At 48.4% G+C, this 13,281-nt stretch carries 10 protein-coding genes; 7 read left to right on the forward strand and 3 right to left on the reverse strand.

Annotation, left to right across the window (positions count from 1 at the left end):
• The first annotated feature begins 117 nt into the window (after positions 1–117).
• Complete coding sequence (locus KVT36_RS12045) at positions 118–1,218, forward strand: Fic family protein (RefSeq protein WP_217603744.1); 1,101 nt, start codon at positions 118–120, stop codon at positions 1,216–1,218.
• On the opposite strand, the gene KVT36_RS12050 is transcribed toward KVT36_RS12045, so the two are convergent.
• On the reverse strand, positions 1,200–1,655 hold the full coding sequence (locus tag KVT36_RS12050) for a GNAT family N-acetyltransferase (protein WP_217603745.1): 456 nt from the start codon (positions 1,653–1,655) through the stop codon (positions 1,200–1,202). The two genes, KVT36_RS12045 and KVT36_RS12050, sit on opposite strands and share 19 nt — an antisense overlap.
• Before the next feature lie 150 nt (positions 1,656–1,805).
• Between KVT36_RS12050 and KVT36_RS12055 the strand changes: the two genes are divergently transcribed.
• Positions 1,806–2,132, forward strand: coding sequence for a hypothetical protein (locus KVT36_RS12055; RefSeq protein ID WP_217603746.1), 327 nt, complete (start codon positions 1,806–1,808; stop codon positions 2,130–2,132).
• A gap of 35 nt (positions 2,133–2,167) precedes the next feature.
• Here KVT36_RS12055 and KVT36_RS12060 read toward each other — a convergent pair whose 3' ends face one another.
• Positions 2,168–2,770: an SMI1/KNR4 family protein gene (locus tag KVT36_RS12060; protein WP_217603747.1), complete on the reverse strand. Its 603-nt coding sequence runs from the start codon at positions 2,768–2,770 to the stop codon at positions 2,168–2,170.
• 63 nt (positions 2,771–2,833) lie between these two features.
• On the reverse strand, positions 2,834–3,568 hold the full coding sequence (locus tag KVT36_RS12065; RefSeq protein ID WP_254639962.1) for a DUF481 domain-containing protein: 735 nt from the start codon (positions 3,566–3,568) through the stop codon (positions 2,834–2,836).
• A gap of 191 nt (positions 3,569–3,759) precedes the next feature.
• Here KVT36_RS12065 and KVT36_RS12070 point away from each other — a divergent pair, with 191 nt between their 5' ends.
• From KVT36_RS12070 to KVT36_RS12090, 5 genes are all read left to right on the forward strand, one after another.
• Entirely contained in the window at positions 3,760–6,153 is a 2,394-nt protein-coding gene (locus KVT36_RS12070; RefSeq protein WP_217603748.1) for an ABC transporter permease, read from the forward strand.
• Positions 6,154–6,231: 78 nt separating this feature from the next.
• Positions 6,232–6,822 carry an RNA polymerase sigma factor gene (locus tag KVT36_RS12075; RefSeq protein ID WP_217603749.1) on the forward strand — a complete coding sequence of 197 codons (591 nt, stop codon included), beginning with the start codon at positions 6,232–6,234 and terminating at the stop codon, positions 6,820–6,822.
• A 71-nt stretch (positions 6,823–6,893) separates the two neighbouring features.
• A complete protein-coding gene (locus tag KVT36_RS12080; RefSeq protein WP_217603750.1) occupies positions 6,894–8,054 on the forward strand; it encodes a FecR family protein in 1,161 nt (386 codons plus the stop codon).
• Positions 8,055–8,309: 255 nt separating this feature from the next.
• Positions 8,310–11,900 (forward strand): SusC/RagA family TonB-linked outer membrane protein, encoded by a 3,591-nt coding sequence (locus KVT36_RS12085; protein WP_217603751.1) that lies wholly within the window; start codon positions 8,310–8,312, stop codon positions 11,898–11,900.
• A 13-nt stretch (positions 11,901–11,913) separates the two neighbouring features.
• Positions 11,914–13,278: a RagB/SusD family nutrient uptake outer membrane protein gene (locus KVT36_RS12090; protein ID WP_217603752.1), complete on the forward strand. Its 1,365-nt coding sequence runs from the start codon at positions 11,914–11,916 to the stop codon at positions 13,276–13,278.
• Positions 13,279–13,281 lie beyond the last annotated feature (3 nt).

Here is a 13,281-nt window from a genome sequence, read left to right on the forward strand (position 1 = left end):
ACTGATAAAAGTAACAGCAAATGCGGAGAATAAAGCCCTTATCCTCCGCATAATTTGCGTAGAATAAATTGCTTTTGCGGAGAATAAGGGCTATATTCGACGCATAATATGCATAGAATGTATATCCATCAATTAAAGGAATGGCCTGATTTTCAATGGAATAGCGAGCAAGTTGGCATGCTGCTGGCGGAAGTACGCTACCGCCAGGGCAGGCTTTTAGGGCAGATGGAGGGCTTAGGTTTCCGTTTAAAGGAAGAGGCTACCCTTCAAACGCTGACGATGGATGTTTTGAAATCCAGCGAAATAGAAGGTGAGATATTGAATCCTGACCAGGTACGTTCTTCTATCGCACGACGTTTGGGAATGGATGTTGCAGGGCTGGTTCCTTCGGACAGGAACGTTGAGGGTGTTGTTGAAATGATGCTGGATGCAACACAGCAGTATACTTTGCCTTTAGCTGATGAACGCCTTTTTGGATGGCATGCATCATTATTTCCTACGGGACGCAGCGGCATGCACAAAATTGTGGTAGGAGCATGGCGCGATAACGCAAAAAATGATCCTATGCAAGTTGTATCCGGCGCTATGGGGCGTACAAAAGTACATTTTCAGGCGCCGGATGCAGATATTCTTGATAAAGAAATGAGCCAATTCCTGGATTGGTTTAATACAGAAGATAAACTGGATCCTGTATTAAAGGCTGCAATTGCACATCTTTGGTTCGTAACTATTCATCCTTTTGATGATGGTAATGGACGTATTACGCGCGCTATCACTGATATGCAGCTATCACGTGCTGATGGCAGCAGGCAACGCTTTTATAGCATGTCTGCACAGATCAGGATTGAACGGAAAAATTATTACGACATACTTGAGAGAACTCAAAAAGATACACTTGACATAACAGCCTGGCTGGATTGGTTTTTAACATGTCTTAACCGTGCTATAACCGCTACAGATGATACACTTGCAGCCGTCATCAGGAAAGCAAGATTCTGGGAGAATCCGGCAGCACAATCCATTAATGAGAGGCAAAGGCTGATGCTGAATAAATTATTGGATGGATTCCACGGCAAATTAACTTCATCTAAATGGGCTACCATTGCTAAATGTTCACAGGATACAGCGATCCGTGACATTCAGGATCTCATAGAACGTGGCCTTTTAGTAAAAGAAGCTGCCGGGGGAAGAAGCACCAGTTATGTTTTGAATGCATGACCCATCTCCATCTCCCACTTATCCAGCCCTTTCCCAAAACCGTCTTTTACAACCTCTTTTGCAACAAACCCCAGCCTTTCATAAAATGCCTTCGTGTGCTGGCTGGTTTCAATTCTGCAAACCACTCCCGGGTGCTGTTTTTGCAGCAATTCCAACCTATAGCGCGTAAATAATTTGCCAATGCCCTGGCGGTGATGATCCGCATGCACCATGCCCCAGGTAAGTACAGCTACCTGTTTCTCAGGAAAGTAAAAAACACCTCCGCAGGCAAGAATGCCGCCATCTCGTTCTGCTACATAATAACCTGTTGTAGTATGGTTATCCAGCCAGTCTGTAAATAAGGCCTTTTCTTCCGGTGCAAAGAATGCAGGCATATTACTCTCAAAAATAGCAATACAGGCATCCCGGAAAGCTGGGTTATATGCTACAATATTCATCTTACGATATTAATCAATGATTTTTTACAATCCACCCGCTTATTTCCCCAATAGCTTTGCATTAAAAATATGAAACAATTCAGCTGCCTGTGTTTATTGCTGCTACTGGCATTCACCCAGGTTTCCGGACAACAAAACAACAAGAAAATTATGACACAACAAACACTGATCGACCGGTTCATAGTACCGCAGCCCGCTATTGATACCTTTATGCAACGGGTAAATTACAACCGCAATTTCATTAAGCAACTACCGGGATTTATACACGATGCCGCTTACCAGCATAGGGATGAAAAAGGGAATTTAATCTTTGTAACCGTAGCGGTATGGGAAAATGAAACCGTGATCAACAACGCAAAAGCCGCTGTGCAGGCGGAATACAAAAAAATCGGTTTTAACATGCCGCAGTTTTTAGAGCAGGCTGGCATTACCATAGAAAGGGGCATCTATGAAGAAGTCGTGGAGAAGGGGCAATAAGTTACTACCAGTAATACATCCGCTGCATTCAATTATCAATTATCCCTCTCCGCCCGCTTCCTTACAATCCATTTATCCAGCTGCACATCCAGCTTCTCAAACAGCTCCACAAAGTTTGCAGCTAAGGGTCTTGGCTTTGTGTAGTTATCCTCATGATCCAGCCATACCAGGGGGTAATCCACATCAGGCTGGGTAGTGCCATGGCTGTCAAAACATACCACGCCATAATCGCTGTAATCAGCTATGGGCAGGTAGCCATGATCCATCAGCTCTGCAGGGTATCCAATGATCCATTCTTTCATGCTATCCAGCCAGTCATCGGGAATGCTTTTGAAGAATGAGATACGGGGCAGGCCCAGCGGTAGCTCAATAAAATGCAGGTACTGTAAAAAGGCTTTGTAAGAGGGGGGTAGCTGGCTGCCTAAGAACTCTTCCAGCAAATACAGCTGTGTATCTGTTACAGTGCTGGGAAGGGGTTTCCAGTAGGTTATTTCTTCATCATCGGGGAGGTGGCGGTGGTCTGTCATGGCATCCGGTACTTCTTCTGCTATGTACTGGTTGCCGCGGATCTCCTCCATGAAATCAAAATACTTATCTACCACTTGTTTGATTATACCAAATAGGTGTTGACGACTCATAAGATAGTTGGCATCCTTGTTCTGTGGACAAATTAATAAAAATCTGAATGATTGTACCGCGTGCTAAAAATATTTCTCTATTGTCACACCGTAGTTGATGAGCAGATTCTCCCGGTCGGTACGATTTAGCTTGTTATAGCTAAGGGCAGCAGTAATAGCCAGCCAGGAACGCAGCTTCAGGGAAAGGGAGTTGGTGCTTTTAATAATATAGTCTTCCCCGTTCTGGAGGGATTGCTGGAAATATTGGGCGCCTTCCAGCACAACAATGTTCTTAATGGTCCATTTATAGGTAACCCGGAAAGAGTTACGGAAAGTGTGATATACATCCGGGATGGTATCTTTCAGGAAAAGATCGCTGTTCTCGAACAGGATCCCGTCACTTAATGTAAGTGTGGCATTGGGGCGGCTGATCACATCATAGGCTGCGCCCAGGCCTCCCTGGAAACGGTTGTTGATCTTCAGGGAAAAGCTTTTATCGTAGCTGGCCAGTCCCCAGTAAAAAAAGTGGCGGTTGCGCTGGTACAGGTTAAAGTCAAGCGCTGCTGTTACATCATTATTGGTCAGCGCTTTGTCCTGCTGCCCATACACATAGCTGGCGCCGGCATTCAGCACCACTTTTTTCTTGCTTACCTTAAAAGCGGCCATATTGTTCAGCAAATAGGAATTGCCGTCGTTAGTACGGTTAATAGAGCCGGTAGAGGCATACTTTACATAATAGTGGGTAGAATCGCTAAACTGTGCCAGAGCGCTAAAACCAGGCATTAATAACATTAATAGTATAACTATACGCTTCATCATCAGCAGCTTATATTTAACCGTTATGGTTCTACGGGGCCGCAATTAACGTGCCCGAAGTATTGTCCGTAAACGGACAATGCCCGTTCGCGGGCGGACAGCTTTGTCCGCACCGGGAACCTGTAACCCGCTCTGCTGGCAATTATACGGTGTTGGCAGGTTTGTTGCGTCCCCAACAGCTAAAGCGCCTGCACATGCTTAAGAATTACCTGAAAATTGCCCTGCGCAACCTCTGGAAGCATAAAGTTTTCTCTTTTATAAACATTACCGGCCTGGCGGTTGGTATGACGGCCTGCTTCCTCATTTTCCTGTACGTTCATTTTGAATTAAGCTATGATAGCTTTCACACGAAGGCCGACCGCATTTACCGCCTGGCTACAGATGTAAAAACCCCTACAGAGGTTATACACAGTGGTATCACCAACATCCCGGTTGTACCGGCCATTAAAAATGATTTCCCGGAAGTGGAATCTTATGTGCGGGTGGCTGACCTGGAGGTGCTGGTAAGGAAAGGGAACCTTAAATTCCAGGAGGATAATATACGCGCTGTAGATTCTACCTTTTTCCGCGTGTTTGATTTTAAGCTGCTGAAAGGGGATATAGATAAGGCTTTGCAGGCGCCCTTCACCGTAGTGCTTACACAAACCACGGCTAAAAAATATTTTGGGAATGAGGATCCGGTAGGGCAAACACTCATGTTTGACACAGAGGATGGCGGCAGAACGGCTACGGTAACCGGCTTAATGGAGGACTTCCCGGAAAACTCGCAGATAAAAGCAAGCATGCTGTTATCTATGCCCAGTCTTATACAGGTGTATGCAAAGAATTATGCGGATAACTGGACGAATCATCACCCCGCATCTTACCTGCTGCTGTACCCGCACACCAATCCCAAAACGCTGGAAGCAAAGCTGCCGGCCTTTTTTCAGCGCCACATCGGTGAAATGATGGCAAAGAACAAAATGTATTACACGCTTACCTTACACCCGCTGAAAGACGTGTACCTGCACTTTGGCAACAAGGACTATAGCGGGGTGGATGGCAGCGAACGCAATGTGTATATTTTTTCTGTAGTAGCAGTGCTGATACTGCTGATAGCCTGTTTCAACTTTATTAACCTTACTACCGCCCGTGCAGCAGAACGTGCAAAAGAAGTAGGCACCCGCAAAGTGGTGGGCGCCGTAAGGCACCAGCTTTCCCTGCAGTTCATCGGGGAATCCATTATACTTTGTTTCAGCGCCTTTTTATTAACGCTGATCCTCTCCTCCCTGCTGATACCCTTATTTAACCAGCTGGCCGGTAAAACGGTGAGTAAAGGCCTGTTCCAGAACTGGCCCGCGATCGGGTGCCTGTGGCTGGGCGCTATGGGTATTGGTTTGCTGGCAGGCAGCTACCCGGCATGGGTGCTGTCAGCTTTCAGACCGGTAACGGTGCTCAAAGGGCGGTTCACCACCGGGGGCAAAGGTGTGCTGCTTAGAAAAGGTTTGGTAATAACGCAGTTCACCATTTCCCTGACCTTAATAGCCGCCACCATAATTGTGTACCGGCAAATGAGCTATATGCGCAGCCAGGACCTGGGTTTTCAAAAAGACCAGATGCTGGTGATCAGCACTTTTGTAGAAAAGCCGCAATATGCTTTCCGGGATGCCATCAGCCGCCTGAAAGGGGTAAAGGGCAGCACCTTTTCCAGCGCAGTACCAGGTGGCAGCAGTGCCAGCGCCTATACGAAACTGGAGAATGTGAGCAGTGAAATGCAGGAATCCAACATGGATCTTTATTTCGTAGACTTTGATTATATCAGTCAGTATAAACTGAAGCTGGCAGCAGGCCGCGCTTTTTCGCTGGATATGCCTACAGATTCTACCCAGGCCATGGTCATTAACGAAGCCACTGCAAAAGTGCTTGGGTACAGTACCCCGCAGCAGGCCATAGGCAGGCGTTTTAGCCAATGGGGCCGGGAAGGAAAGATCATAGGGGTGTTAAAAGATTTCCATGTACGCTCCCTGCAGCAGGCAATAAAACCTTTAACCATGCGCATTGAGCCCTCCAGCTTCTGGCAGCTTTCTGTACATGTAACGGCTGCCGGCCTGCCCAATACCATGGCTGCCATTGAAAAACAATGGAATGCGCTGATACCGGGCCGCCCCTTCACCTATAACTTCCTGGATGCTTCTTTTGACAAGCAATACCGTGGCGAAGAACGTTTTGGTAACCTGTTCTTCTATTTTTCCATACTGGCCATTTTTGTGTCCTGCCTGGGTTTACTGGGCCTGGTAGCTTACAGCACGGTGCAGCGCACCAAGGAAATAGGCATCCGCAAAGTAATGGGCGCCTCTGTGCTGAATGTAGTAACACTGCTTTCAAAAGACCTGATAGAGCTGGTGCTCATAGCGGTTGTTATAGCGGTGCCGGTGGTATGGTATGTCATGTACCAATGGCTGCAGGGTTTTGCCTACCGCACCACGGTGGAGTGGTGGGTGTTTGCCCTATCCGGCCTGCTGGCGGTGGCTGTGGCCCTGTTCACCATCAGCTTCCAGTCTATAAAAGCCGCGCTGGTAAATCCTATACAATCCTTAAGATCGGAGTAAATAGCACGAATTTTATCTTTTCCCGAATTTCATTTTTACTATTTTTATCCGGTAGTAAAGTAAATCCAGGAGGTAATTTTGAGTGCAGAAGAGGCACCTTTAGGGGAAGAGCAGGTGTTATTGAAAAAAGTGTCGGCAGGAGATGAAGCTGCTTTTACCGTATTATTCAACCAATACTACCCGCTGCTGTCTACGCATGTATTCCGCATCACCCGCTCATTACCTGAAACGGAAGAAATTGTGCAGGATGTATTCTTCAAGATCTGGATAACCAGGGAAAGCCTTGGTAATATCACTGCCTTCAGGCCCTACCTGTGGGTAATGGCTAAGAACCGGGCCCTGAACGCTTTGCAGAAAACGGCCCGGGAAAGAAGTAACCGTACCGCTTACCTGCAGGAATACACGGAAACAGAAAAAGATGATGACCTGCATACCCTGCATTCCCTGATAGATGAAGCCATTCACCACCTGCCGCCCCAGCAGAAAAAAGTATACCTGCTGAGCCGCCGGCAGCGCCTGCGCCAGGCCGAAATAGCCGCCCAAACCGGGCTTACCGTGCCTACCGTTAAAAAATATATGCAGCTGGCCGTAGCCGCCATCAGCGATTATATAAAAGAGCGCCATCCCCTGATTACCATCCCTTTATTACTGCTCCGGAAATTTTTATAGATTTTTTTGCTGACCCATATCTACTTTTTCAATTCCCGTTTTGTCTTATATACAAACCACCAATCTGATCCATGACATCCAGGGAACGTATTCAACATTTATTTGAGCTTTACTACAACGACAGGATCACCACGGAAGAGGAAGCGGAGCTGATGGAGTTAATGGCCAGCGATCCCGGCTCGCCGGCGCAGCTATCAGCACTGCTGCAGCAGCAATGGGAAGCGCTGTCTGTAGCAGATGCGCGTTTCAATAAGGAAACAGGACAGCCTTTATTACTGAATATTTTAGGCGCTCCGCAAAAACGGGTAATACCGCTGTACCGTTATGGCTGGGCCGCAGCAGCGGTAATAGGAGTGATGCTGCTGGCCGGTGTTATTATCTGGCAGCAGCGCTTAGCCACCCGGCAGGAAATAAGCCAGGCAGCAGTACCCGTTATTTTGCCCGGCAGCAACAAAGCAGTGCTTACCCTGGCAGATGGTTCCACGCTAATGCTGGACAGCGCCGGTAACCGCACCATTCAACAGGGCAATGCCACGGTGAGCCAGCAGGGCGGGCACTTACTGTATAATGCAGCTAACAGCGGCGCGCTGTTAAGTTATAATACCCTTACAACACCCAGGGGCGGGCAGTTCCGCTTAACCCTGCCGGATGGCACGGGCGTATGGCTGAATGCTGCATCGTCCATTACATACCCCACGGCCTTTACCGGTGCAGAACGGAATGTAACGGTAACGGGGGAGGTGTACTTTGAAGTAGCGCAAATGGCTAACAAACCTTTTATGGTAACAGCCAACCATACTGCCATACAGGTGCTGGGCACCAGCTTTAACATAAACGCCTATACGGATGAGGCCACGGTAAATACCACCCTGCTGCAAGGCAGCATCAAAGTAACAGCCGGCGCTGCAGGCCAGGTGCTGTTACCCGGCCAGCAGGCGCAAACCACTGCCAATGGCAGCCTGCAGGTGCTGAACCATACGGATACCGACCAGGCCATAGCCTGGAAGAACGGCAGCTTTGACTTTAGCGGCAAAGGACTGCCGGAAGTAATGCGGCAGCTGGCCCGCTGGTATGATATAGAAGTAGTGTTCAGCGGCAAAGTACCGGTACGCAAGTTCGGCGGGGAAATACAACGCAGCCTGCCCCTGTCTGAAGTGCTGGAAATACTGCAAACAATGGATGTAAAATTTAAAATAGAAAATGAAAAGAAGCTAATCGTATTGCCCGGCTAACCTACGGGCAAACCCGCGCGAAAAAAGAAGCCGTTCTACGGGGAGGTAGAACGGCAGAGCGTTTGGCCGGTTTAGAATAAGGTCTGCTGAAAGACACAATTATTATAATCAACCAAAAACCTTTACAAAAGTATGCATTTTAAGACTTTTTGTAACCGGGAGGTTATTGCCATGCCTGTAGGCAGCAGTAACCGGTTGTCGGGGGACGACAATTTAAAGGACAACCGCCGGTTACGCATTCTAACACTGCGTGTTATGAAGTTATCAACCATCATCTTGCTGGCCGCCTGTTTACAGGTAAGCGCCAGCAGCTATTCGCAGACCGTTTCCTATACCTGCAGGAATGAGTCATTGGTGAACGTATTTAAGGCTATCAAACAGCAAACCGGCTACGTGGTTTTTTATGACCAGGGCATGGTGGATACGCTGCAGGGCGTTACGCTGAATGCAAAGGAACAGCCGCTTAAAAGCTTTATGAATGAGGCTTTGCAGGACCTGCCTTTAAGCTACACCTTTAAGGACCGGACCATTGTGATCAGCAAAAAGTCTGTTTTAAACCAGCTGCTGGACCGTGCTGCACAGGAAAAACCGCAGTATATTTTTGGCCGTTTGCTGGATGAGGAAAGCCAGCCGATAGAAAATGCATCCCTGACCTTACAGCCGCTGAACCTGCACATTGTAACAGATCCGGCAGGCAGTTTTTCCTTTGGTGAAGTGCCGCCGGGTAACTATACGCTGGTGATCACCCACATCAGCTATTCAAAGCTGGAAAAGAAAATAAAGGTAAAAGGGGAAACAGTAGACCTTCGCCTGGTGATGTACAAACAAAGGCTTGAGCTGGGACCAGTAGAGGTAAGCGTTGCCAGCACCGGTTATCAGAAGATCAACCGTTATACATCCACCGGGTCTTACACCCTTATTACTGCAAAAGAAATTGATGCCAACCCTTCCATTAACCTGGCTGAAAGGCTGGAAGGCAAAGTGCCTGGCGTACATTTTGACCTGGCCAATAACCGGATACAGATCAGGGGCGCCAATAACTTTGCCACCGGGAATGTACCAAATGTAAGCACGCCGCTGATCGTTATTGATGGTTTCCCTGCCATTGAGCAGAACCTGGCTAACTATCCCGGCTCTCCTTTGGGTGAAGGTGCTGTAAGCCCAAACTCCCGCAGTGGAATACCCGTCAGCAACGCTACCATATTAAGCATTTTTAACCCGGCCGATATCCAGAGCATTACCTTCCTGAAAGATGCGGCAGCAGCCTCTATCTGGGGATCCAGGGCTGCTAACGGCGTAATAGTGATTGAAACTAAAAAGGGTATGAAAGGCCGTACCAGCGTAACGGCCAGCTCCACCATCAGTGTTTCATCCACACCGGATATGAGCAAGGCCAATATGATGAACAGCGCGCAATATGTGGATTTTGAGAAAGAGCTGTATGATAAGGGATATTTTAAATCCGATCCTACCACGTACTGGCGCTATCAAAATGTAGATGATGCCGTATTGGCTATGTATGCAGCCCAGCGCGGAGACATCGGCTCCACGCAGCTGGATGCAAAGCTGCAGGAGCTTTCACAGCGTAATAACAGCAGCCAGTTGCGCAAATACCTGATGCAGCAGGCGGTTACACAGCAATATAATTTGTCCCTCTCCGGCGGGGCAGGTAATACCAGCTATTATATTTCCGGCAATTACTCCGCCAACTCACCGGTGTTTAAGAACAACAGCAGCAAAAATTATTCATTACTGGCCAACCTTACCAACGATTTCTTTAACAGGCGCCTGACCATCACCACCGGTTTAAACCAGGTGTATAGTGACCGTATGGTGAATGGTGCTGCGCAAACAGCCATGAGCCCCGGTAACCTGGGCCTGCGGCCTTATGATATGCTGGTGGATGAGCAGGGCAAACCTATAAACCGCGCCATTGATTATATGCCGCATGTGATTGACAGCCTTACCAGGCTGGGTATGATCCCCTGGACCTACAGCCCGCTGGAGGAGCTGCAATCCAGCAACGTTTACAAAACCACGGCCACCCGCCTTACTTCCCAGATCAGGGGTAATATCACAGAATGGCTGCACCTGGACTTTTCCGGTATGTACCAGCGTAACCTGGTAGACATGAGCAACCTGCAGAAGCAGAACTCTTATGTAGTGAAAAGCCTTATTAATACCGGCACTTCCTTCACCAATGGCAAACCTGTTTACGGCGTTCCATTGGGAGGCATTATGTATACCAGCCATACGGCAACGGAAGATTATTCTTTGCGGGGGCAGCTAAGCATTGACAAACGCATTAGCGACAAGCACCAGCTTAATATGATTGCCGGTACTGAGATCCGCCAATCTACCGCCAGCGGTTACAGCCAGGGGCATTTTGGATTTGATGAAGATACCTATAACTCTGTATCCGTAAACCCTACCACACCGTATAAAACATTTTATGGCAGCACTGCTACCATTGGTGCGCAGCAATCCAACATACTGGTGAGCAAGGCGCGTTACCTTTCCTATTACGGAAATGCTTCCTATACCTATGATTACCGTTACACGGCCTCAGGCAGCCTGCGGTTTGATGATCATAACCTGGTAGGCGTGGAGCGCAGGAACAGGGCCAAACCATTATGGTCAGCAGGTTTGAAATGGGATCTGAAACGGGAATCGTTCCTGGAAAATGTGCGCTGGGTAAATGGCCTGGATGTACGCGCTTCATTGGGCACCGGTGGCACCATTCCCATGTCTGCCACACCTTTTGCGATTATTAGCCTGGTAGCTCCGGATGGCATTACACAGGCGTTACCCGGTGCTTATGTGGGGCTGCCTGCGAACCGCGACCTGAGCTGGGAAACTACCCGTACCCTGAACTTTGGAACAGATGCAACGCTGTTTGCCAGCCGCTTAATGGTAACCCTGGATATCTATAACAAACATTCTTACGGCATTTTATCCAGCCTGCCCATTAACCCTACCTATGGCTGGGATTTCTTATCCTATAACGCTGCGGATATGCGCAGCCATGGTGTGGAATTCAGCGTTTCCGGGGATGTGCTGAGAAGCAGGGACTGGAACTGGAATGCCAGCTTTAATATTACTTACAGCACTAATAAAGTAACGGACAACCGTTTCCCGAACAAAACCACCTCGCCATCAGGATCACCTGTTGTTGCCACCGGTTACCCTACGGATAACCTGTTTGTATACCGCTGGGCAGGTCTGGATAACCAGGGGCAGTCGCAGATCTATGACCGCAACGGTAAGATCATTTCTTCTTCCGAAACAACGGATTTTACGCCGGAGGATCTGTTATATGCCGGGCGCACTACAGCACCCTGGTTTGGCGGCTTTTCGCAGAACCTGCGCTGGAAGCAGTTCTCGCTGGGTATGCAGCTCTCTTATTACATGGGATACAAGGTGTTGAAAAATGATATCAGCATTAGTAATTACCCTACCGGCAGTGAGTCCAGCGGATTTCTTAGCACCAGCAAAACCCTGGTGAACCGCTGGCGCAAACCTGGTGATGAAGCCTTTACCAATGTACCGGGCCTTATGAACTTCAATGGCACCAGCATACAACGTTACATGACGTCGTCAGTGAATGTGATTGACGGGGATCATATACGCCTGCAGATGGTATCGCTGGGGTATACGCTGCCCTCCACAATGCTGAACCGCATAAAGGTAATGAAGTCGCTGAGCGTGCGGGCCTCCGCTAATAACCTGGGCATCATCTGGCGTAAGAATAAAGAGCATATAGACCCGGATTACATGTTCTCAGGATCTTATACCAGCTGGCCGCCGGTGAGGAATTATTCTTTCAATGTCAATGTTACTTTCTAAATACTTGCCAATAATGAACAGGATCATATATATAACTGTGGCGGCTCTTTTTTTATTAACAGGAGCCGGTTGCCGCAAATACGTGGAAATAGACCAGGTGGGCACGCGTACCCTGCATTATACAAAAGATTTCCAGGCCCTGCTGAACTATTCGCAGGTAATGGAAAAAACATACTACTACCCGGAGATGGCGTCTGATGAAGTGAATATCAGCGATACCAACTACCAGAAAAATATGCGGGACCTTGATGTAAAAGGCTATACCTGGGCGCCGGAGATTTTTATTGATGTAAATGACGGGGACTGGGACGGGCTTTATAAACAGGTGTATTACTGCAACCTGGTAACTGCCGGTGTGCTGGACAGCGATGGCGGTACGGAAATGGAGAAAAGGAACATATATGCACAGGCGTTAGTGCACCGTGCGTATGCTTTTTACACGCTGGTGAATATTTATGCCAAACAATATGATGCTGCTACTGCAGCCGGCGATGCGGGCGTACCGGTATTAACGGTGCCCGATTTTACCGGCAGCCTGAAAAGAGCATCTGTTAAAGAAGTGTATGACCTGGTAAAAAACGATCTGCAGGCAGCGCTGCCTGAGCTGGCAGATGTAGCGTCCTATTCTTCTATCCCTTCGCGTGCAGCAGTATATGCTATACTGGCCAGGGCCAGCCTGCAGCAGGGATTGTATGCAGATGCAGGAAAGTATGCGGATAGTGCGCTTGCAAGGCAGCATACCTTGTTAAACCTGGCAGATTATGCTGATAATGCCGCCGGGCTGCCACTGAAGCTGCAGGATCCTGAGATCATTTTTCTAAAATCAATGACCCTTGCACTGCCCACCTTTCCGCTAAGTGATGACCTGCTGGCGCTGCTGGAGAATACCGACCTGCGTTACACATTGTTTACGGCAGATGGGGCTAACTTTCCCGGAAATGGATTTATTGGCCGCGGTTATTACCGTATGCGTATTAACAGCCAGGGCGTGTATACCGGCCCCTGTGTGCCGGAAATGATGCTGATCAAAGCAGAATCCGAAGCGCGTGCCGGTAATGTGGGTCCTGCGCTGGATGTGCTGAATGAGCTGCGCAAACACCGCTATAAACCTGCCGACTATACGGACCTGCGTGTTACAGACGCGAAAACAGCTTTACGCCAGGTATTGAATGAACGCAGCCGAGAGCTGATGGGCCGCGGTTTCCGCTGGTTTGACCAGAAACGTTTGAACCGGGAAGCAGACTTTGCCACCACGGTAACCCGGAGTAATTTCCGCGGGCAAACCTATACGCTGGCGCCTAACAGCAACCGTTATGTGTTCCCGATAGCCAACATATACATAAAACTGAATCCTGAAATAACACCTAACCCAAGATAATTC

Origin of the sequence: Chitinophaga sp. GbtcB8 (assembly GCF_019091455.1) — a bacterium.
Taxonomy (GTDB): Bacteria; Bacteroidota; Bacteroidia; order Chitinophagales; family Chitinophagaceae; genus Chitinophaga.

What these genes read in the sequence shown, in the direction of transcription:
- KVT36_RS12070 (WP_217603748.1), top strand. Translation starts at nt 3,760, where the DNA reads ATGCTTAAGAATTACCTGAAAATTGCCCTGCGCAACCTCTGGAAGCAT.
- KVT36_RS12080 (WP_217603750.1), top strand. Translation starts at nt 6,894, where the DNA reads ATGACATCCAGGGAACGTATTCAACATTTATTTGAGCTTTACTACAAC.
- KVT36_RS12065 (WP_254639962.1), bottom strand. Translation starts at nt 3,568, where the DNA reads ATGATGAAGCGTATAGTTATACTATTAATGTTATTAATGCCTGGTTTT.
- KVT36_RS12055 (WP_217603746.1), top strand. Translation starts at nt 1,806, where the DNA reads ATGACACAACAAACACTGATCGACCGGTTCATAGTACCGCAGCCCGCT.
- KVT36_RS12045 (WP_217603744.1), top strand. Translation starts at nt 118, where the DNA reads ATGTATATCCATCAATTAAAGGAATGGCCTGATTTTCAATGGAATAGC.
- KVT36_RS12060 (WP_217603747.1), bottom strand. Translation starts at nt 2,770, where the DNA reads ATGAGTCGTCAACACCTATTTGGTATAATCAAACAAGTGGTAGATAAG.
- KVT36_RS12090 (WP_217603752.1), top strand. Translation starts at nt 11,914, where the DNA reads ATGAACAGGATCATATATATAACTGTGGCGGCTCTTTTTTTATTAACA.
- KVT36_RS12085 (WP_217603751.1), top strand. Translation starts at nt 8,310, where the DNA reads ATGAAGTTATCAACCATCATCTTGCTGGCCGCCTGTTTACAGGTAAGC.
- KVT36_RS12050 (WP_217603745.1), bottom strand. Translation starts at nt 1,655, where the DNA reads ATGAATATTGTAGCATATAACCCAGCTTTCCGGGATGCCTGTATTGCT.